Below are 17,969 nucleotides of genomic sequence, written 5' to 3'. Positions count from 1 at the left end.
AGCGAATGGCATTCACGAATCCATCCAGGGACGAGATCAAGGAGATTCTCCGGCAAGCCGGCATCATAGCGGTCGTCGGGTTGTCAGACGATCCTTCCAAGGTTTCTTACATGGTCTCCGAGGCCATGCAGAAGAAAGGCTACCGGATCATCCCGGTGAATCCGAAAGCAGCCAGCATTCTCGGGCAGAAGTGTTACGCCAGGCTTCAGGATATTCCGGAGAAGGTCGACATCGTCAATGTTTTCCGTCGTCCGGAGCATACGCCTCCCATCGCCGAAGCGGCGGTCGAGATCGGCGCCAAGGCGCTGTGGCTGCAGCTCGGCATCGAGAACGAAGAAGCGGCCGAGATCGCGGGGCGAGGCGGCCTTAAGGTTATCATGGACCGTTGCATCAAAGTAGAAGACTCGATTCTGCTGCCGAACGGCAAGTAAGACAGATCGAACTTGAAGAGCGCGGCGAGCTTCCCGGCTAGGACAGGGGGCGTCCGCGTTTCTTCTTGAATCCTCCTATAGTCTGCATCTATTAAGAAGTTAGTTTTTATATATTTCCCGTTCTTCCGCCGGGTTGTTACACTGAGGGAAATAATCCTCACGGAAGGGAAGAATAGCCATGAACGATAAGGTGAGAACGCAATTCGATGCCGCAGCCAAAGACTACGATCGCGAGAGAAAGCAGCTGATCCCATGCTTCGACGATTTCTACGGGACGGCGGCGTCCTTGGTCCCGTCGTCCGGCAAGCCGCTTTCCATCTTGGATGTCGGAGCGGGTACCGGCCTCTTGACCTCCTTCCTGCTTCCGCGCTTGCCGGACGCGACCTACACGCTGATTGATTTCAGCGAGAAAATGCTGGAACAGGCTCGCGAGAGGTTCAAGGGAACGGACGCGAATATCCGCTACGTGATGGGCGACTACTCGAAGCATCCGTTCGAGGAGAAGTTCGATTGGATCGTCTCCTCGCTGTCGATCCACCATTTGTCCGACGAAGAGAAGCGGAACTTGTTCGCCAAGCTGCACGGGATCACGAACGACGGCGGCGGCTTCGTAAACGCGGATCAAGCGGCGGGAGAGTCTGTTTTCTTCGATGAGCTGTATCGCAGCCGATGGGAAGCGAGCATCGCGGCGAGCGGGCTTGCCGAGTCCGCCATCGAGGCATCGCGGGCAAGAAGAAAGCTGGACCGGAACGCGAATGCCTGGGATCAAGTGAAATGGCTGAAGCAAGCGGGTTATTCGGAAGCCGATTGCGTTTATAAATTTTACGACTTCGCGGTGTTCTGCGCATTTAAGTAAGGCAGGGCTCTAACGGTTTTCTTTTGACAAAAACAGCCCCTAAGACGTACCATCAAGAGAAAGGAGGGGTTCGGGCTCATGTTCGGTGTGGGCTATCTTCAAAGGCTTGGCCGGGCATTCATGCTGCCGATGACGGTACTGCCCGCAGCTGCCATCTTTATTCTTCTGTCCCGGCTTCCATGGGATTCGTTCGGCATGGGCGAAGCCTCCGATATGCTTCTGGCGGCCGGCATGCAGATTTTCCAATACGTTCCCTATGTGTTCGCGGTCGGCATCGCGCTCAGCATGTCGAACCAATCGGTGTTCGCCGGCATGGCGTCGCTGACGGGAATGGTCATATTCGCGGCGATTACGAATACGTATGATCCGGACGGGGTTCAGCCGTCCATGTTCGCCGGAGCGGTGATCGGCGTCGTGTCCGGATGGGCGAGCGAGAAGTTCAAGGCGTTGAAGCTCCCGGAGTCGCTGCAATTTTTCGGCGGCTCCCGTTTCGTTCCGATCTTCATGGCGGCCTTCTCGCTCCTATTCGCATGGGCCATGATCCGCGCCGGCCATTCGATCGCGGACCTGATCGCCGAATCGGGCACCGTCGTCGGCTCCGCCGGCGGCTTCGGCGTGTTCCTGTACGGCTTCCTCCATCGAATATTAGTGGCCTTCGGCCTTCATCATTTGGTTAACCATATCTTCTGGTTCCAAGTAGGAGAATACCAGTCGCCGGAAGGGAACGTGTACTTCGGCGATCTTCCTCGCTTCTTCGCCGGGGATCCGACGGCGGGGGCATACATGGCGGGGCTGTACCCGATCATCATGTTCGCGCTGCCCGCCATTGCGTTCGCGATCATTCACGAGGCTCGCGAGGATCTGAAGCCGAAGATCAGCAAGCAGTTTAGGATAGCGGCGCTGACCGCCTTCCTGACGGGGGTTACGGAGCCGGTAGAATTCGCGTTTCTGTTCGTTGCCCCTTACTTGTTCATTCTTCATTCTCTCATCTCGGGCGGGGTCATGTGGCTGACGTACGAGCTTGGCATCCGGGACGGCTTCAGCTTCTCGGCGGGAGCGCTCGAATACGTCATCAACCTCCCGCTTTCGCAGAAAGGCTGGATGATCATCCCGCTGGGCCTTGCGGTAGGAGTCCTCTACTATATCCTTTTCCGCTGGTGCATTCGCAAGTTCCAGCTATCGACGCCGGGACGCGAGGACTCGACGAGGCTGGACGATTGGGCGGGGGACATTCCGTACCGTGCTCCGCTTATCCTGCAAGCGCTCGGCGGCAAGGAGAACATCGTTCGGCTGGAAGCCTGCATCACGAGACTGCGGCTGACTTTGGAGGAGGACCGACGAGTCGACGCGAACTCGCTGCGGAATCTGGGCGCCGCCGGCGTTATCCACTTGGGCGGAGGCAACGTCCAGGTCGTCTTCGGCACGTTCTCGGAGCTCATCCGCGAAGAGATCTTCAAGCTCATGCAATTGGACGTTCACCAGGTTCAGTTCCATTCTCCGGTTCAAGGCCGAATGATGCCTCTGGAGGAAGTGGACGACCCTATTTTCTCCCAGCGTCTCGTCGGCAGAGGGGTGGCCTTCATCCCGGATAAAGGCGAATTGGTGGCGCCCGTGGGCGGGAAGATCATTCACCTGTATCCGACCAAGCATGCGATCGGAATCCTGACCAAGGAAGGGCTGGAGGTTCTGCTCCATATCGGGATCGATACCTCCCAGCTCAAGGACACGTTCACCGCGCTTGTCCAAGAAGGCGACGAGGTCAGCCCGGGACAGCCGCTTATCCGGTTCCACCTGCAGACGCTCAAGAGCAAGGCGCGTTCGCTCGCGACCCCGATGGTGATCACCAATTCGGATATCGTGAAGTCTTGGCGTTTTGCTCCTTTTACCGCCGTGAAGAAGGGGCAGGCCGCGGTCATGTCGGTTGTCGTTAAAGAGAGAGAGGACAAGGGGGGAGAACAATGATTCAAGGATTGCCCGCTTCAGACGGCATAGCAATCGGGAAAGCGTTCGTTCTTCCGAACTGGGAGTGGGAGCTGCCCGAACAGATGATTGGCGTCGGCGATCTGGCACTGGAGTTCGAAAGGCTGTACGAAGGGGTCAAACGCTCGAAGTACGAAATTCACAAGTTGAAACTTGAGATGGATGAGACGGTGGGAGCGGGGGAATCGGGAATCTTCGAAGCGCATCTGGCCATTCTCGACGACCCCGTGTTCATGAACGAGATCAAAGGGATCATCCAGAGGCAGTACAAAGCGGCGGAGGTGGCGGTCAAGGAAGCGATCGATCACTTCGTCACGATGTTCGACCTGTTGGATGACGAATATATGAAAGAGCGGGCGCTCGATATCAAGGATGTCGGCAATCGCCTGCTGAAGCATCTGCTTGGCGTTCCGGAGATCTCGCTGCCGACGGACACGCAGCCGTTCATCCTGGTGGCAAAGGAATTGACGCCTTCCCAGCTGATCCACCTGAAGCCGGAGATGGTGCTCGGCATCGTGACGATGGCCGGAAGCCCGTCCTCGCATTCCGCGATCATGTCCCGGGCATTCGGCATTCCGCTGGTCATGGGAGTGGAAGGCAAGCTTCCGGCTCCGATCGAGACGGGCGACCTGCTCATCGTGGACGGACGGGCGGGCTACGTTCACATCAATCCGAACGCGGAGACCGTTATCCGCTACTCGGAGCTGCGCAAGAGGGAGACTGAGACGCGGGAGAGGCTGCAGCAGCTGGCCTTGGTGCCGTCGGTGACTCCGGACGGGATGTCGATCGAGCTCGCGGCCAACATCAGCTCGATCAAGGAGCTCGATGCCGCCATCCGTAACGGCGCGCAAGGAGTAGGACTATTCCGCACGGAATTCCTGTACATGGACAGAAGCCGCTTCCCGACCGAAGAGGAGCAGTTCGAGGTCTACCGGCAAGCGGCGGAGAAGCTTCAAGGCAAACCGCTGATCATCCGAACGCTCGATATCGGCGGCGATAAACAGCTTGATTACTTCGAGATGCCCGAGGAAGACAATCCGTTTCTCGGCTATCGCGCGATTCGCTTCAGCTTGGACCGCAAAGACCTGTTCAAGGTACAGCTTCGGGCCATTCTGCGGGCCTCGGCCTTCGGCAACGTGCAGGTCATGTATCCGCTCATTACTTCCGTCGAAGAAGTGAGGGAGGCCAATGCCATTCTGCAGGAAGCGAAGAAAGAGCTGCGAGCGGAGGGTGTCGCTTGCGCGGAGAACATCCGTACCGGAATCATGATCGAAGTGCCCGCGGCGGTGGCGATTGCCGAGCTGCTCGCCGAAGAAGTGTCCTTCTTCAGCATCGGCACGAACGACCTGATCCAGTTCACGCTGGCAGTCGACCGCATGAACGAGCATATCGGCCACATGTACGATCCGTTCCATCCGGCAGTGTTGAGAATGCTTAAGACCGTTGTCGCCGCGGCGAAGCGGCACGGCGTTCAAGTCAATATCTGCGGCGAGATGGCGGGGGACGTCCGCTCGATGCCGATCTGGCTCGGGCTTGGCATTCACGAGCTCAGCATATCGGCGCAATCGATCCTGCCGGTCAAGGAGACGATGCTGCGGACGAATGCGCAGGAGAGCCGATTCCTGATGGAAGAGATCTTCCGGTATCGGACCGCGAAGGAGATTCGGGATCGGCTGGAGAGGTTCCACGCGGAAGAAGCCATCGCTCACGGCAACATCGTTCCGGGGATCTGATTCAAGAAAAGAAGGGAACGGCGGACACGATTGTGCCTGCTCGTTCCCTTCTTTTTCCTTGCAGCTTCTGCTTATCGCCGTTCATAAAGAGCGTCGCAGAACGCTTTGGCGTACTCGGGAAGATCGGGCGGACGGCGGGAGGAGATCAGGTTGCGGTCGATGACGACGGCTTCGTCGAACCATTCCGCGCCCGCGTTCTCCATGTCGTCCCGGATGCCCGGCGTCGAGGTCACCTTGCGCCCCTTCAGAATCTTCGCCGAGATCAGCACCCATCCGGCGTGGCAGATCTGGCCGATCGGCTTGCCGGCTTCATCCATCCGGCGCACGAACTCCAGAACGCGGCTGTCGCGCCGTATCTTGTCGGGAGCCCAGCCACCCGGCACGAGCAAGCCGTCGAAGCGGTTCGCGTCCAGCTCTTCGTAAGACAGGTCGGCGACGGCGGGCACGCCGTATTTGCCGATATGCTTGCGTCCTTTCTCCGGACCGGCGAAGACGACGGAGGCGCCTTCCTCCCGCGCGCGATAGACAGGATACCAGAGCTCCAGATCCTCGAATTCATCGTCCACGAGGCAAACTACGTTCTTCTTTTGTTCCATATACGGGAACCTCCTTCTCCTCTACCCATGCATGCGATTCCTGTTTGCTCTCCCATTTTAACAAATGACGCTTCTTGACACTACGCCAGCCGGACAAGCGCTGCCGCTAAGAGCTTGTTCCATTATTTACAGTCGCTTCTAAAGAAGGAATCCGCGGCGAGGGGGTCGAATAGAATGGTCGAGGCGGCGCCTACGATCGGCGCCTTCCCGAACTTCCATTTCTGTTGATTGAGGAGAGAGCGCTGTTGCAGAAACGTTGTACTTGCGGTCATACCATGAAGTTGATTTTGCGCACCGTGATTTACGTCCACAAGGTCAGCATTGCGAACGTGCCTGTCTTTTCCTGCGATTACTGCTCTCATAACGAAGTGTTCCCCGGGGTCAAAGAAGACCTTGGGCAGCTTGTCGGACGGATGGGAGCCGCGCCCGAACCGCAGACGATCTTCTTCGACGAGAAGCACGAATGGGCTGGAGTTCTTGCGGGCTTGATCGCCCAAAAGGAGCCGATCCAAGCCGCGTCGGTGGCGCGCAGGATCGAAGAGCGAACGAATGAGCTTCTGGATCTGCTGCTCGTGGCCTCTTCCTTGAGGGACGAAACGTGGCAGATGGAGCTCAGAAGCCGGTTGTCTCAGCTTAGCGCACAATACATATCGTAATTTTACCAAACGGGGCCGATGCCCCGTTATTTCTTTTGCGATTCGACGGCATTTCCGCTACAATGAAAATAATCGAATTTATTTTCATGGAGGCGAGGACCCGGCTGAAATCACGCAACTGGCAAGCATCGAGAAACGAAAGTCCGCCCTTCGGAAAAGCAGCATTATCGTTTCGATTCTTCGGAAGGATCCGCAAGTCGCCTTCCCGAGCGGAATTAACGTCGATATTTCGGTTCTAAAGCGCTGTAAGCGTTGCGAAACCTACGGAATTGTCGTATTATTACCTTATTATCCCATGGACAAGCCGGGTAATGGTTGTTCATAGCATTGGAGCGAGTAACGTGACGGTAACCATATATGATGTGGCTCGCGAAGCCGGCGTGTCGATGGCAACGGTATCCCGTGTCGTCAACAACAATCCGAACGTGAAGCCCCAGACCAGAAAGAAAGTGTTCGAAGCCATCGAACGTCTCGGCTATCGTCCGAATGCGGTCGCGCGCGGTCTGGCCAGCAAGAAGACGACGACGGTAGGCGTGGTCATTCCCGATATCTCCAACGCCATCTTCGCGGAAGTCGCGAGAGGGATCGAAGACATCGCGAACATGTACCACTACAATATTATTTTGTGCAACGCGGACAAGCGCAAAGACAAGGAGATTCGCGTCATCAACACCTTGCTCGAGAAGCAAGTGGACGGACTCCTCTTCATGGGCGGCGCGGTGACCGACGAACACATCCAGGCGTTCAACACGTCGAATGTGCCGATTGTCCTGTGCGCGACGACGGACGAGAAGGGAACGATCCCTTCCGTCGACATCGACCATGAGGCCGCCGCGTACGACGCCGTGAAGCAGCTTCTCTCCGAAGGCCATCGCCGCATCGCGATGATCAGCGGTACGCTGCAGGATCCGGCCAACGGCTATGCCCGTTACCAAGGCTACAAGCGCGCGCTGGAGCAGGCTGGACTGCCGGTGGACGACGAGCTCGTTCGCATCGGCAATTACAAGTATGAATCCGGCATGGAAGCAGCCCAATATTTCCTGGGGCTCTCCGAACGCCCGTCGGCGATCTTCGCCGCTAACGACGAGATGGCAATCGGCGCCATTCACGCCGTTCAGGATGCGGGTCTGAAGGTTCCGGCCGATATCTCCGTGATCTCCGTCGACAACATCCGCATGGCATCGATGGTGCGCCCGCAGCTGACGACGGTCGCTCAGCCCATGTACGACATCGGCGCAGTCGCGATGCGTTTGCTGACGAAGCTTATGAAGAAGGAAGCCGTGGAGAATGCCAAGGTTGTTCTTCCTCACGAGTTGATCGTTCGCCAGTCCGTCGCATCGGTATAAGGAATCGAAGCGCGACAACCTATTCCATAACGAGAGAATGCCCTGCGCAGGAGGACTGTCAGCCTGCGTCAGGGCATTTTGTCCCCATTAAGGAGGTTTTGACATGATTGGCATTATAGGCGCGATGCAGGAAGAGATCGACTTGCTTTACGGCCAGATGAAAGACCGGGTGGAAATGAACCGTTCGGGGATCGTTTTTTTCTCCGGCAGCTTGAACAATAAGCCGGTGGTCCTGTGCAAATCCGGCGTGGGCAAGGTCAATGCGGCCGTGTATACCCAGGTGCTTATTGACCGCTTCAGCGTGAAGTCGGTCATTTTCACCGGAGTTGCCGGCGCGGTCGATCCCGAGCTGAACATCGGGGATATCGTTATCTCCACCAGCTGCTTGCAGCACGACGTGGACGTGACGGCCCTCGGTTATCCGCGCGGGGTCATTCCGTACCAGGAGACGTCGGAATGGAAGTCGGACGAGAAGCTGAGCGAGATCGCCGAGCAAGCGGGAGAGACCGTGCTGCCTGGACGGGTGAAGCTTGGCAAAGTGCTCTCCGGCGACCAATTCATCGCGGACAGAGAGAAAGTCAAGGAACTGTATGAGACATTCGGCGGGGCGTGCACCGAGATGGAAGGAGCGGCGGTCGCGCAGGTGTGCGCGATGAACGGCGTCGGCTTCGTCATTATCCGCTCGATGTCGGATAAGGCGGATGGATCGGCTTCCGTCAACTTCGCGGAATTCACGGTCGCGGCGTCCAACAATTCCTATAAGATCGTGAACGAGATGTTAAAGCGTATTTAAGGATCGCAAATCTCCCTCGATTCATTCTCCCGATTCTACACTCTACCTTAAACCTCCGCTCGGAGGTTTTCTTTCTCGGCTTAAGGGAGTCGATAATCCGATGTAAAACGGCCGATTCCGGGAAGATCCGGAGTCGGCCGTTCTCGTTAACCCAGGTGCTGGAGAGCGACCTCCAGCACCTCCTTGTTCTTCGCGGTAATCTCCGATCGGCGCGGCATCGGCGTCCAGGAGCTTGAATCGTCCAACCAATTGGCGGGCAGCTCGGAAGGAGAAGGGCGCCTAGTCGAGGCAGTCTGCGGCCAAGAGGCGGGAAGCGGGCCTCCCAGGGGAGAGGCGTCGATCTGAGCGAGCAAGGGATGGTCGCTCATCTCCAGCCAGAGCAGGGCCCATGCGCGGGGCACGACCTGCCAGTGCTCATAGCCTCCGCCGCCGATCGCGACCCAGCGTCCCTCCGTATACTCATGCGCCAAGCGGTGGATCAGCTTCGGGATCTCCCGATAGATTTTCATGCTGCAATGAATATGCGCGAGAGGATCCAGCGCGTGAGCATCGCACCCGTGCTGGCTGACGATAACGTCCGGCTTGAACGACTTCAGGATGCGCTCAAGCGACTCGGAGAAGCAAGCCAGCCAGGATTCGTCCTCGGTATAAGGCTCCAGGGGGACGTTCAGGCAAGTCCCGTAGCCGGAGCTGGCGCCTCGCTCGCTTGCGAATCCGGTGCCGGGGAACAGGAACTTGCCCGTCTCGTGGATCGAGAAGGTGAAGACGTCGGGATCGGTATAGAAGCACCATTGAACGCCGTCGCCGTGGTGGACGTCGGTGTCTATATAAAGCACCTTGGCTCCATAGCGCTTGTTCATCCAGCGAATCGCCGCCGCCGCGTCGTTATAGACGCAGAAACCGGAGGCGCGGTCCGGGAAAGCGTGATGCAGTCCTCCACCGAGATGGAGGGCGTGCTGCGTCCGCCCGGACATGACGGCCTCTGCCGCGGCCAGAGAGCCTTGGACGACCGCTGCGGAAGCTTCGTGCATCCCCGGGAAGTAAGGCGTGTCGCCGTCCGCCTCGAGGCCGTAGCGGGCGGCTTGATCGATCGCTTCCTGCGACGGCTCGTCCTCGCTAAGCTCCTGTACGATCTGCAAGTAATCGGCCCTGTGGATTCCGCGGAGCTCCTCCATAGGAACGGCAAGACCGGGCTTGAGCAGGTGGCTTTCGTTCAGCGCGCCGCAAGCGGCCAGCAGCTCTTCCGTCAGTCGCAGCCGGATGGGATGGAAGGGATGATCATCATGAAAGCGGTAACGCTTTGAACTGGAGCAATCGATCCAGAGCGGACCGGAAGCGTGCAATGTCAACGCAATCTCTTCCTTTCGGGAATCGGTCAATTAACGGGACTATCAATACATAAACCGCTGCCGGAACCGCACCTTGTCAAACTTCTCCGCGGACGACAAAGGCACCTCCGGTCCGACGCGGACCATCAGGCAGTTGGCGGGGTGCGCGCAGATCTCCGGATCGTCCGTCGCGAACCAGACCATGCCGACGGTCTTCATCAGATTCTCCATCATCTCCCGGTACTGCCATACGCTAAGGCCGCTGTTCTCCAGGTCCCAATGCCAGTAATACTCGGTAGTGTAGACGATGGCGTTGTCCAGTTGGCGGTCTTCGAAAGCCGTTGCCAGCAACGCTTTGCTGAGGCCTTGTCCCCGATAATCGTCCGCGACTTCGATGGCTCCCAGCTCGATCAGGTCGTCCATGCCGCCTTCTGACCAGCGTTCGAGCTCGTCCGGATAATGGAATGTCACGTAACCGACGACGGTATCGCCGTCTACCGCCGCAATGATCCGTCCTTCCGGAAGCTCCGAGATCTCGATCAGCGCCGCATGCTGCTCCTTCGGACGCCGGAAGGCGTCCAGGGCGGAATGGAGATGATAGCCGCGCAGCCGTTCGGGAGGAATCGGGCCTTCGATGACGATCGGACCGTGCCGGCCTTGGCGGACATGGCGATGATAGCGCTTGATATGCTCCATGGCGATCGCTCCTTTGAATGATGCCATTATACACCATTTCGCCGATTATGCCCCTCTTCGTCCGATAATCTCCTTGTTTCGATGTGCCCAATCGGGAATCCCTGTGATATAATGACGTAGTCGAGCGATTCTCGAAACTTTGTAAGCGTATACTTGTATGATTATTCTGGCTAATGAACGGGATGGTGAAAGGACATGACATTGCAGCATGAGGAGAAACTTGCGGTAACGGCTGCTTCTTCCAACATGGGGTCCTACGAGGAGGCTCTTCGCAACTTCAAGTGGGAGGACGTAGAAGCGAACTTCTCTTGGTCTCAGACAGGCAAGGTCAACATGGCCTACGAGGCAATCGATCGTCACGTCGAGAACGGCAAGGGAGACCGGATCGCCTTGCATTATAGCGACAGCCAACGCGATGAGAGCTATACGTACGCGCAGATGGCGGAAGCGTCCAACCGCTTCGCGAACGTGCTGCGCAAGCTCGGCGTGGGCAAAGGCGATCGTATTTTCATCTTCATGGCTCGTTCGCCGGAGCTGTACTTCGGCCTTCTCGGCGCGCTGAAGGTCGGAGCCGTCGTCGGTCCTTTGTTCGAAGCGTTCATGGAGACGGCCGTCAAGGATCGGCTGCAGGACAGCGGAGCGGTCGCGATCCTGACGTCCTCGGTGCTTCTGCCGCGAATTCAGAGAGATGAGCTGCCGGAGTTGAAGCATCTGATCGTCTTTGGCGACGATGTTCAAGAGGGGAACGGCATCGTCGATTACAAGAAGGCGATGGCGGATGCCTCGGGCGAAGCCAATATCGAATGGCTGACGCGCGAGGACGGGCTGATCCTGCACTACACGTCCGGTTCGACGGGCAAGCCGAAGGGCGTCTATCACGTTCAGAATGCAATGATCCAACATTACTATACGGGAAGAGTCGTCCTTGATCTGAAGGAAGGCGACGTATACTGGTGTACCGCCGATCCGGGCTGGGTAACGGGAACGTCGTACGGCGTATTCGCCCCTTGGCTCAACGGGGTGACGAACGTCGTCCGCGGCGGCCGCTTCAGTCCTCAAGACTGGTACAACACCCTTCAGAAATACAAGGTAACGGTATGGTACAGCGCTCCGACGGCGTTCCGCATGCTGATGGGCGCCGGAGACGATGCGGTCAAGCCGTTCGATCTCTCCAGCGTCAGGCATGTGCTCAGCGTCGGCGAGCCGCTCAATCCGGAGGTCGTGCGGTGGGGGCTTAAGGTATACGGCCAGCGCATCCACGATACCTGGTGGATGACCGAGACCGGCGGCCAGCTGATCTGCAATTATCCCGGCATGGAGATCAAGCCGGGTTCGATGGGGCGTCCGGTGCCCGGCATCGAGGCATCGATTATCGACGATCAAGGCAACGAGCTGCCTCCGTTCCGGATGGGCAACCTTGCGGTGAAGACTCCTTGGCCGTCCATGATGCGCAAGATCTGGAACAACCCGGCGAAGTACGAAGAGTACTTCCGGATTCCGGGCTGGTACGTGTCCGGCGACTCGGCTTACAAGGATGAAGAGGGCTACTTCTGGTTCCAAGGCCGAATCGACGACGTGATCAACACGTCCGGCGAGCGCGTCGGGCCGTTCGAAGTGGAGAGCAAGCTTGTCGAGCATCCGGCCGTCGCGGAAGCGGGCGTCATCGGCAAGCCGGATCCGCTGCGCGGCGAGATCATCAAGGCGTTCATCTCGCTTCGCGAAGGCTTTGAGCCTTCGGACGAGCTGAAGGCGGACATCTCCAAGTTCGTGAAGGTCGGCTTATCCGCGCACGCGGCGCCGCGCGAGATCGAGTTCCGCGACAAGCTGCCGAAGACGCGAAGCGGCAAGATCATGAGACGCGTGCTCAAAGCATGGGAGCTCAACCTCCCGACAGGCGATCTGTCGACGATCGAAGATTAAGGACGAAAGAGGGCGGAGCCGCCGGGTAGCGCGGCTCCGCCCTTTCCTTATAGGCAGGAGAAAAGGCTGATGAACGGAGTTGTTCCGGATCATCAGCCTTTTTGGGCTTTGCTATTGAATCGATACGGTCGAAGACGGATCGGACGAACCGCTGCCATTGACGGCCGTAACGCGGTACCAACCGCCCGGAGAAAGCGTGACGTACTCGAAGTGCGTCATCTCCGTCGTCGCGAGCAGCTTGTAGCGCCCGTTCTCGCTCGCGGCGTACCAGACTTCATACTTCGTGACTTTCTCTCCGGCCGGGTTGGACGACCAGTCCAGCGTAACGCCGAGATCCGTCTTCTGGGCCTGAAGGCCCGTAGGAGCGGTTGGGCTGGCCGGAACGGAAGGGTTACCCTCATTGGAGCCTCCGGACGTCTCTCCGGAAGATCCGCCGCCCGTACCGGAATTATCGCCTGGGAACGGAAGGCTCGGATCCACCATGCCGCCTCCGGAACCGTTATCCGATCCGCCCGATACGACCGTGCTGCGCGGCGATTCCTTGCTGGCGACGTCGACGGCCGTCACATAATACTCATACGAGTTGCTTGCGGAGACATAGTTGACGAACTTCGCTTCGTCTCCCGCGAACACCGACGCTTCGACCTTCTGGAACGCGCCTCCGTTGACCGAACGGTACAGGCGGTATCCGGCGACGTCGGCTTGCGGGCTCGGCGTGAAGGTGATGCGCACCTTGCCGCCATCCAGCGTCTCCGCGATCACGTTGCCCGGAGCGGATGGAATCGCCCCGTCCTCGACGCGAGGATCGATCTTGGAAGGAGCGCTGTCCTTCGAGTCCGCCGGCAGATAGAACGCGAGCGACTTGCGCTTGTCGGCGGCGACGCTTCCGAGCGCTTGCTGGATTTGCTCCATCAGTTCGTCCAGAGGCTTCTCGCGCTTGATCATGATCGATTCGCGAAGCAGATCCTCCGGCGTTCCTTCTTGAGGAAGATAATTCACGCCGTTGTAGGTAATGTACTTGACCTTCACCAGAGCGTCGTCCTCTTCCTTCGGAAGGTACTTCTTGTTGAAGAGATCCGTCGTCAGCTTGCCGGCAGCCCGGGTGAGCTCGGTCGGAAGCTTGCCGCTGACGCTGGAAACGGTCATGGACACGAGGCCGTCCGGCTTCTCGAACTTCGCGGTCGGGAACAGCTCCGGCTTGGCCTCCGTGACGGAGTTCATGACGCTGGCCCAGATCTTCTTCGCGCGGTTCCTGCCGTCTCCGGACAACGTGTAGATCGGCTTCTCGTAACCGACCCAGACGCCAAGCGTAATGTCCGGCGTGAAGCCTTCGAACCACACGTCCGAATAGTTCGAGGTGGTGCCCGTCTTGCCGACGATCGGGATCTTGCCGTAATTCTTGAAGTTCGCTTTGACCATCGTCGCGGTTCCTTCCGTGACGACGGTGCGCAGCATGTCGGTCATCAGGTAAGCGGATTGCTCGCTGACGACGCGTTTAGGCGCCGCTTCATGCTTGTAGACGATATTGTTGTTCACGTCGCGAATCTCTTCGATCATGTAAGCGTCGTTGAAGACGCCTTTGTTGGCGATGGCGCCGTAAGCGTTCGTCAGCTCCTCGACGCTCGTGCCGTAGGTAAGGCCGCCGATGACGCCGGTCTGCGCTTGATTGTCCGCATCGACGAGCGTGGTGATTCCGAGCCCGCGAGCGAAGCTCCATGCTTCCGGGATGGTTACCTTATCCAGGAAGATCTTGAGCGCCGGGATGTTAAGCGACTTATTAAGCGCCGTTCTCGCCGTGACGAGACCGGCATACTTGTCGTTCGAGTTCTTCGGAATGTGCTTGCTCTTGCCGCCGTTGTTCAGGATGATCGGAGCGTCGTCCAGCACGGAAGCCGGCTGGATAAGGCCCTTCTCCAAGGCCGGAAGATAGGCGGCGATCGGCTTCATCGCCGACCCCGGCTGACGGGTCATCTGAGTCGCGAAGTTCATCTGCTCGATGTGGAAGTCGCGGCCTTCGATCATTCCGAGAATGGCGCCGGTCTTGTGATCCATCATGACGGCCGCGGTCTGCTCCACGCCCTTGACGGAGCTGTCCGGAGAGAAGTTGTCCGGGTTCTCCGCGACGTCGTGCATAAGGTCGTAAACCTTCTTGTCGATCGTCGTGGTGACCTTGTACCCTCCGCGGAGAAGCTGGGCACGAGCGTCTTCGATCAGGTTGCTGTTCTCTTTCTTGTCCAGGTCCGCCGCCGTCAGCGTCGGGTTCTCCTTCAGAACGAGGAGGCGAGCGGCCTGTCTCTCGGCTTCGAGCATTAAATAAGGATACGTGTTGTACGCCTTCTGCGTCGGCTTGGCCAGCGATGCGTAGACGTCGAACGCCGATGCCTCGTTATACTCAGCCTGGGTGATATTGCCGTACTCCAGCATCTTCTCGAGAACCAGCTTCTGGCGGTTTAACGCGCGATTGAAGTTGGCTTCGTTGAATTCGCCTTTGCTGGTGAAAGCGGAGTAAGCGGACGGCCGCTGCGGCAGGCCGGCCAGATAAGCCGCTTGAGCGAGATTGATCTGGCTCAGGTCGAGCCCGAAAATTCCTTTGGCCGCGGACTTGATCCCGTACAGGTTGTAGCCGGAGGATCCGTTGCCGTAGTTGATCTTATTCAGGTACGCGGTGATGATCTCTTCCTTGCTCAGGAACTGCTCGAGCCTAAGGGAGAGGAAGATCTCCTTCGCCTTGCGGCTGGTCGTCTTGTCCAAGGTCAGGAACACCTGGCGCGCCAGCTGCTGGGTCAGCGTGCTGCCGCCCGTCTGGACGTCCTCGTTCAGCACCTGCTGCTTGACCGCGCGCAGCAAGCCGTTCATATCCACGCCGGGGTGCGTGAAGAAGTTGCGGTCCTCGATCGACACGACGGCGTTGATGACCGACTTGGGAATCTCGTTGTACGTGACGGGACGGCGGTCTTCTTCCGTCCGGAGCTGCCCGACCAGCGTGTTATCCCGGAAATACACAAAGCCGGTAACGGCATTCTCGTTGATTTTCTCTTCGATGAGCTTCTGCGAGCGGACCGGATCGTCCTTTACCAGTGCCGCTATATAACCTCCTGCCGCGCCTACCGCTACGAGCCCCGACAGCAAGCCGAACAGCAGCAGCCACAGGATCGTATAGATAAACAGCCGGGCTGCAAGCCACCAGGCCGACCCTCGGCCGCCGGGCGACTTGGGGGTTGGATGAGTTTCGTTCATATGAGGCCTCCTTAAACAAACAGAATCATTATAGCATATTTGTCCAGCGTTTGACTTCCTCGATTCGTTGCTCCGGTTCGGAAGGGATGCATGATCTTATCGGATTGACCTAAATTTTAGGCGGTAAAGCAGAAACTTCAACCCGCCGGAAAGCGTATTATTGATGAGACGCCGAGTTTCGCCAGAAAGTTGCGTACAAGGAGGGAAGTCCTGTGGATGTTTTATTCTGGTGTTGTCTGCTGTTCGGCGCGCTCGTCGCTCTGATCACGCTGATCTTCGGCGACGGCTTGGGAGATGCGGTCGGCGGCATGTTCTCGATCGATTTCCACCACTTGTTCCAGCCGGTCGTGCTGTCGGGCGGAATTACCGTCTTCGGCGGGATGGGACTGCTGCTTCATCACTACTCTTCGCTCTCCGGGGCGGGGATCTATGTCTTGGCCATTCTGGGAGCCGCGGCAATCGCGACCGGAATGTACTTTATCTACGTTAGACCGATGAGAAACAGCGAGAATTCCACCGGCTATTCCATGCAGGAGCTGACGGGGATGATCGCGGAGGTGTTGACGCCGCTGCCGTCCTCCGGTTACGGGGAAGTGCTGGTGAAGGCGGGAGTAAGCTACTCCAATCACGTAGCGGCCAGCTTCGACCGGGAGGAAGTGCCTGCGGGCACGCGGGTCGTCGTGGTAGAGGTCAAAGAAGGAACGCTTTACGTCTCGCGCATGGATTGAGATTTTGCACTTATTAATAGAAGAGAAGGGCAGGGAGAAGCTTGAGCAACGTTCCTGAATATTTGTACATACCCATTGGCGTCGTGGCCGTGTTGGTGATTCTCGGTCTCGCTTTCTGGGCGCGTTACAAGACCGTATCCCCTGACGAGGCGATGATCGTAACGGGATCCTTCCTGGGGAACAAGAACGTCGCCGTGGACGACACCGGGCGGAAAATAAAGATCGTGCGCGGCGGAGGAGCGTTCATTCTGCCGATCTTCCAACAGGCGGAGAAGCTGTCGCTGCTCTCGCACAAGCTGGACGTGACGACGCCGGAAGTTTATACCGAGCAAGGCGTTCCCGTCATGACCGACGCGGTGGCCATCATCAAGATCGGCGGGTCCGTCGAGGACGTGGCGACAGCCGCCGAGCAGTTCCTCGGCAAGCCGACGGAATCGCTCAAAAGCGAAGCCCAAGAAGTACTGGAAGGCCACCTGCGGGCGATTCTCGGAACGATGACGGTGGAGGAAGTATACCGGAACCGCGATAAGTTCGCCCAGGAAGTCCAGGGCGTCGCCGCTAGGGACCTGAAGAAGATGGGGCTGTTGATCGTGTCCTTCACGATCAAGGACGTGCGCGACAAGCACGGTTACCTCGAAGCGCTCGGCAAGCCGCGGATCGCCGCGGTGAAGAGAGACGCGGACATCGCCGAAGCGCAAGCGATTCGGGATTCCCGCATCCAGAAAGCGCTGGCGGAAGAAGAAGGGCAGAAAGCGGAGCTTCTGCGGGATACGAACATCGCCGAAGCTTCGAAGGAGAAGGAGCTGAAGGTGGCGTCCTTCAAGAAGGAGCAGGATAAGGCGAAGGCCGAAGCCGACCAGTCTTACTCCATTCAGGAAGCCCGCTCCAAGCAGAGCGTCGTGGAAGAACAGATGAAGGTCGAACTCGTCCGGAAGGAACGGGAGATCGATCTGGAAGCGAAGGAAATCCTTCGCCGGGAGAAGCAATACGACTCCGAGGTGAAGAAGAAGGCGGACGCGGAACGCTATGCGGTCGAGCAGGCGGCGGAAGCCGACAAGGCAAGGCGCATTCTAGAGGCGGACGCCCTGCAGTACAAGATCGAAGCGGAAGCCCGCGCCAGTGCGGAGCAGAAGCGGCTGGAAGGCTTGGCGATCGCCGACGCGGAGCGGGCCAAAGGGACGGCCGAGGCGGATATCATCCGTCTGAGGGGTCTTGCGGAAGCGGAAGCGAAGGAGAAGCTGGCCGAAGCGTTCGAGAGCTTCGGGGAAGCGGCCATTCTGGACATCGTCGCGAAGATGCTGCCTGAGCTGGCCGGCAAGGTCGCGGGGCCGATCTCGTCGATCGACAAGCTGACCGTCGTCGATACGGGCCACGGGGAAGGAGCCGCGCGCGTCAGCAACTACGTGACCTCGCTGATGGCCACTGCGCCGGAGATGCTGAAGAACGTATCCGGCATCGACCTGAACAAGCTCGTTCAAGGGCTGACGAACCGCGCCCGTCCTCAGGGTCACCCCGTACAGACAATCGAGAAGCCGCCGGCTCCGGCCGTGCAGCCGACGCCCGCGACTCCAGCGAAGACGGAATCGACCGACGAATAATCTTGGGAAATGCATGGCAAACCAAAAAACACCGGATCGCCGCGAGGCGGATCCGGTGTTTTTGCGCGTAC

14 protein-coding genes are annotated in these 17,969 nt (G+C 58.4%); 10 read left to right on the top strand and 4 right to left on the bottom strand.

Annotated elements, in window-relative coordinates:
• The first annotated feature begins 5 nt into the window (after positions 1–5).
• From ELR57_RS02720 to ptsP, 4 genes are all read left to right on the top strand, one after another.
• Positions 6–431, top strand: coding sequence for a CoA-binding protein (locus tag ELR57_RS02720; protein WP_126957035.1), 426 nt, complete (start codon positions 6–8; stop codon positions 429–431).
• Between the two features lie 178 nt (positions 432–609).
• Positions 610–1,287, top strand: a complete 678-nt coding sequence (locus tag ELR57_RS02715; RefSeq protein ID WP_126957033.1) for a class I SAM-dependent methyltransferase — start codon at positions 610–612, stop codon at positions 1,285–1,287.
• Positions 1,288–1,365: 78 nt separating this feature from the next.
• Positions 1,366–3,249, top strand: coding sequence for a glucose PTS transporter subunit IIA (locus ELR57_RS02710; protein WP_126957031.1), 1,884 nt, complete (start codon positions 1,366–1,368; stop codon positions 3,247–3,249).
• Positions 3,246–5,000, top strand: a complete 1,755-nt coding sequence (ptsP, locus tag ELR57_RS02705) for a phosphoenolpyruvate--protein phosphotransferase (protein ID WP_126957029.1) — start codon at positions 3,246–3,248, stop codon at positions 4,998–5,000. The genes ELR57_RS02710 and ptsP overlap by 4 nt, the downstream gene beginning before the upstream one ends.
• A gap of 71 nt (positions 5,001–5,071) precedes the next feature.
• On the opposite strand, the gene ELR57_RS02700 is transcribed toward ptsP, so the two are convergent.
• Positions 5,072–5,596, bottom strand: a complete 525-nt coding sequence (locus ELR57_RS02700) for a type 1 glutamine amidotransferase domain-containing protein (protein ID WP_126957027.1) — start codon at positions 5,594–5,596, stop codon at positions 5,072–5,074.
• 275 nt (positions 5,597–5,871) lie between these two features.
• Between ELR57_RS02700 and ELR57_RS02695 the strand changes: the two genes are divergently transcribed.
• The 3 genes from ELR57_RS02695 to ELR57_RS02685 all read left to right on the top strand — a co-directional run bounded on the left by ELR57_RS02695 (position 5,872) and on the right by ELR57_RS02685 (position 8,391).
• A complete protein-coding gene (locus ELR57_RS02695) occupies positions 5,872–6,252 on the top strand; it encodes a hypothetical protein (RefSeq protein ID WP_238162379.1) in 381 nt (126 codons plus the stop codon).
• A gap of 341 nt (positions 6,253–6,593) precedes the next feature.
• The gene (ccpA, locus tag ELR57_RS02690) at positions 6,594–7,598 is read left to right on the top strand and encodes a catabolite control protein A (protein ID WP_126957023.1); all 1,005 of its coding nucleotides are present in this window, start codon (positions 6,594–6,596) and stop codon (positions 7,596–7,598) included.
• Between the two features lie 103 nt (positions 7,599–7,701).
• The gene (locus ELR57_RS02685) at positions 7,702–8,391 is read left to right on the top strand and encodes a 5'-methylthioadenosine/adenosylhomocysteine nucleosidase (protein ID WP_126957021.1); all 690 of its coding nucleotides are present in this window, start codon (positions 7,702–7,704) and stop codon (positions 8,389–8,391) included.
• Between the two features lie 146 nt (positions 8,392–8,537).
• Here the strand turns inward: ELR57_RS02685 and ELR57_RS02680 are convergent, their stop codons facing one another.
• Positions 8,538–9,740: an acetoin utilization protein AcuC gene (locus tag ELR57_RS02680; protein WP_126957019.1), complete on the bottom strand. Its 1,203-nt coding sequence runs from the start codon at positions 9,738–9,740 to the stop codon at positions 8,538–8,540.
• A 42-nt stretch (positions 9,741–9,782) separates the two neighbouring features.
• Positions 9,783–10,415, bottom strand: a complete 633-nt coding sequence (locus ELR57_RS02675; RefSeq protein WP_126957017.1) for a GNAT family N-acetyltransferase — start codon at positions 10,413–10,415, stop codon at positions 9,783–9,785.
• A 195-nt stretch (positions 10,416–10,610) separates the two neighbouring features.
• Between ELR57_RS02675 and acsA the strand changes: the two genes are divergently transcribed.
• On the top strand, positions 10,611–12,335 hold the full coding sequence (gene acsA, locus ELR57_RS02670) for an acetate--CoA ligase (protein WP_126957015.1): 1,725 nt from the start codon (positions 10,611–10,613) through the stop codon (positions 12,333–12,335).
• Between the two features lie 111 nt (positions 12,336–12,446).
• Here acsA and ELR57_RS02665 read toward each other — a convergent pair whose 3' ends face one another.
• Positions 12,447–15,572, bottom strand: coding sequence for a penicillin-binding protein 1A (locus ELR57_RS02665; protein WP_126957013.1), 3,126 nt, complete (start codon positions 15,570–15,572; stop codon positions 12,447–12,449).
• 212 nt (positions 15,573–15,784) lie between these two features.
• On the opposite strand from ELR57_RS02665, the gene ELR57_RS02660 reads away from it, so the two are divergent.
• Complete coding sequence (locus tag ELR57_RS02660; RefSeq protein WP_126957011.1) at positions 15,785–16,300, top strand: NfeD family membrane protein; 516 nt, start codon at positions 15,785–15,787, stop codon at positions 16,298–16,300.
• Between the two features lie 41 nt (positions 16,301–16,341).
• Positions 16,342–17,898, top strand: coding sequence for a flotillin lipid rafts scaffold protein FloT (locus ELR57_RS02655; RefSeq protein WP_192896506.1), 1,557 nt, complete (start codon positions 16,342–16,344; stop codon positions 17,896–17,898).
• Positions 17,899–17,969 lie beyond the last annotated feature (71 nt).

Origin of the sequence: Cohnella sp. AR92, from assembly GCF_003990975.1 — a bacterium.
Classification (GTDB): domain Bacteria; phylum Bacillota; class Bacilli; order Paenibacillales; family Paenibacillaceae; genus Cohnella.
Note: the sequence above shows the minus strand (reverse complement) of the source record. Positions and strands in the feature narration are given on the sequence as shown.

Excerpts from the sequence above, each read along its gene's own strand:
- ELR57_RS02720 (WP_126957035.1), top strand. The coding sequence starts at position 6 with ATGGCATTCACGAATCCATCCAGGGACGAGATCAAGGAGATTCTCCGG.
- ELR57_RS02695 (WP_238162379.1), top strand. The coding sequence starts at position 5,872 with ATGAAGTTGATTTTGCGCACCGTGATTTACGTCCACAAGGTCAGCATT.
- ptsP (WP_126957029.1), top strand. The coding sequence starts at position 3,246 with ATGATTCAAGGATTGCCCGCTTCAGACGGCATAGCAATCGGGAAAGCG.
- ELR57_RS02685 (WP_126957021.1), top strand. The coding sequence starts at position 7,702 with ATGATTGGCATTATAGGCGCGATGCAGGAAGAGATCGACTTGCTTTAC.
- ELR57_RS02665 (WP_126957013.1), bottom strand. The coding sequence starts at position 15,572 with ATGAACGAAACTCATCCAACCCCCAAGTCGCCCGGCGGCCGAGGGTCG.
- ELR57_RS02710 (WP_126957031.1), top strand. The coding sequence starts at position 1,366 with ATGTTCGGTGTGGGCTATCTTCAAAGGCTTGGCCGGGCATTCATGCTG.
- ELR57_RS02715 (WP_126957033.1), top strand. The coding sequence starts at position 610 with ATGAACGATAAGGTGAGAACGCAATTCGATGCCGCAGCCAAAGACTAC.
- acsA (WP_126957015.1), top strand. The coding sequence starts at position 10,611 with ATGACATTGCAGCATGAGGAGAAACTTGCGGTAACGGCTGCTTCTTCC.
- ELR57_RS02700 (WP_126957027.1), bottom strand. The coding sequence starts at position 5,596 with ATGGAACAAAAGAAGAACGTAGTTTGCCTCGTGGACGATGAATTCGAG.
- ELR57_RS02675 (WP_126957017.1), bottom strand. The coding sequence starts at position 10,415 with ATGGAGCATATCAAGCGCTATCATCGCCATGTCCGCCAAGGCCGGCAC.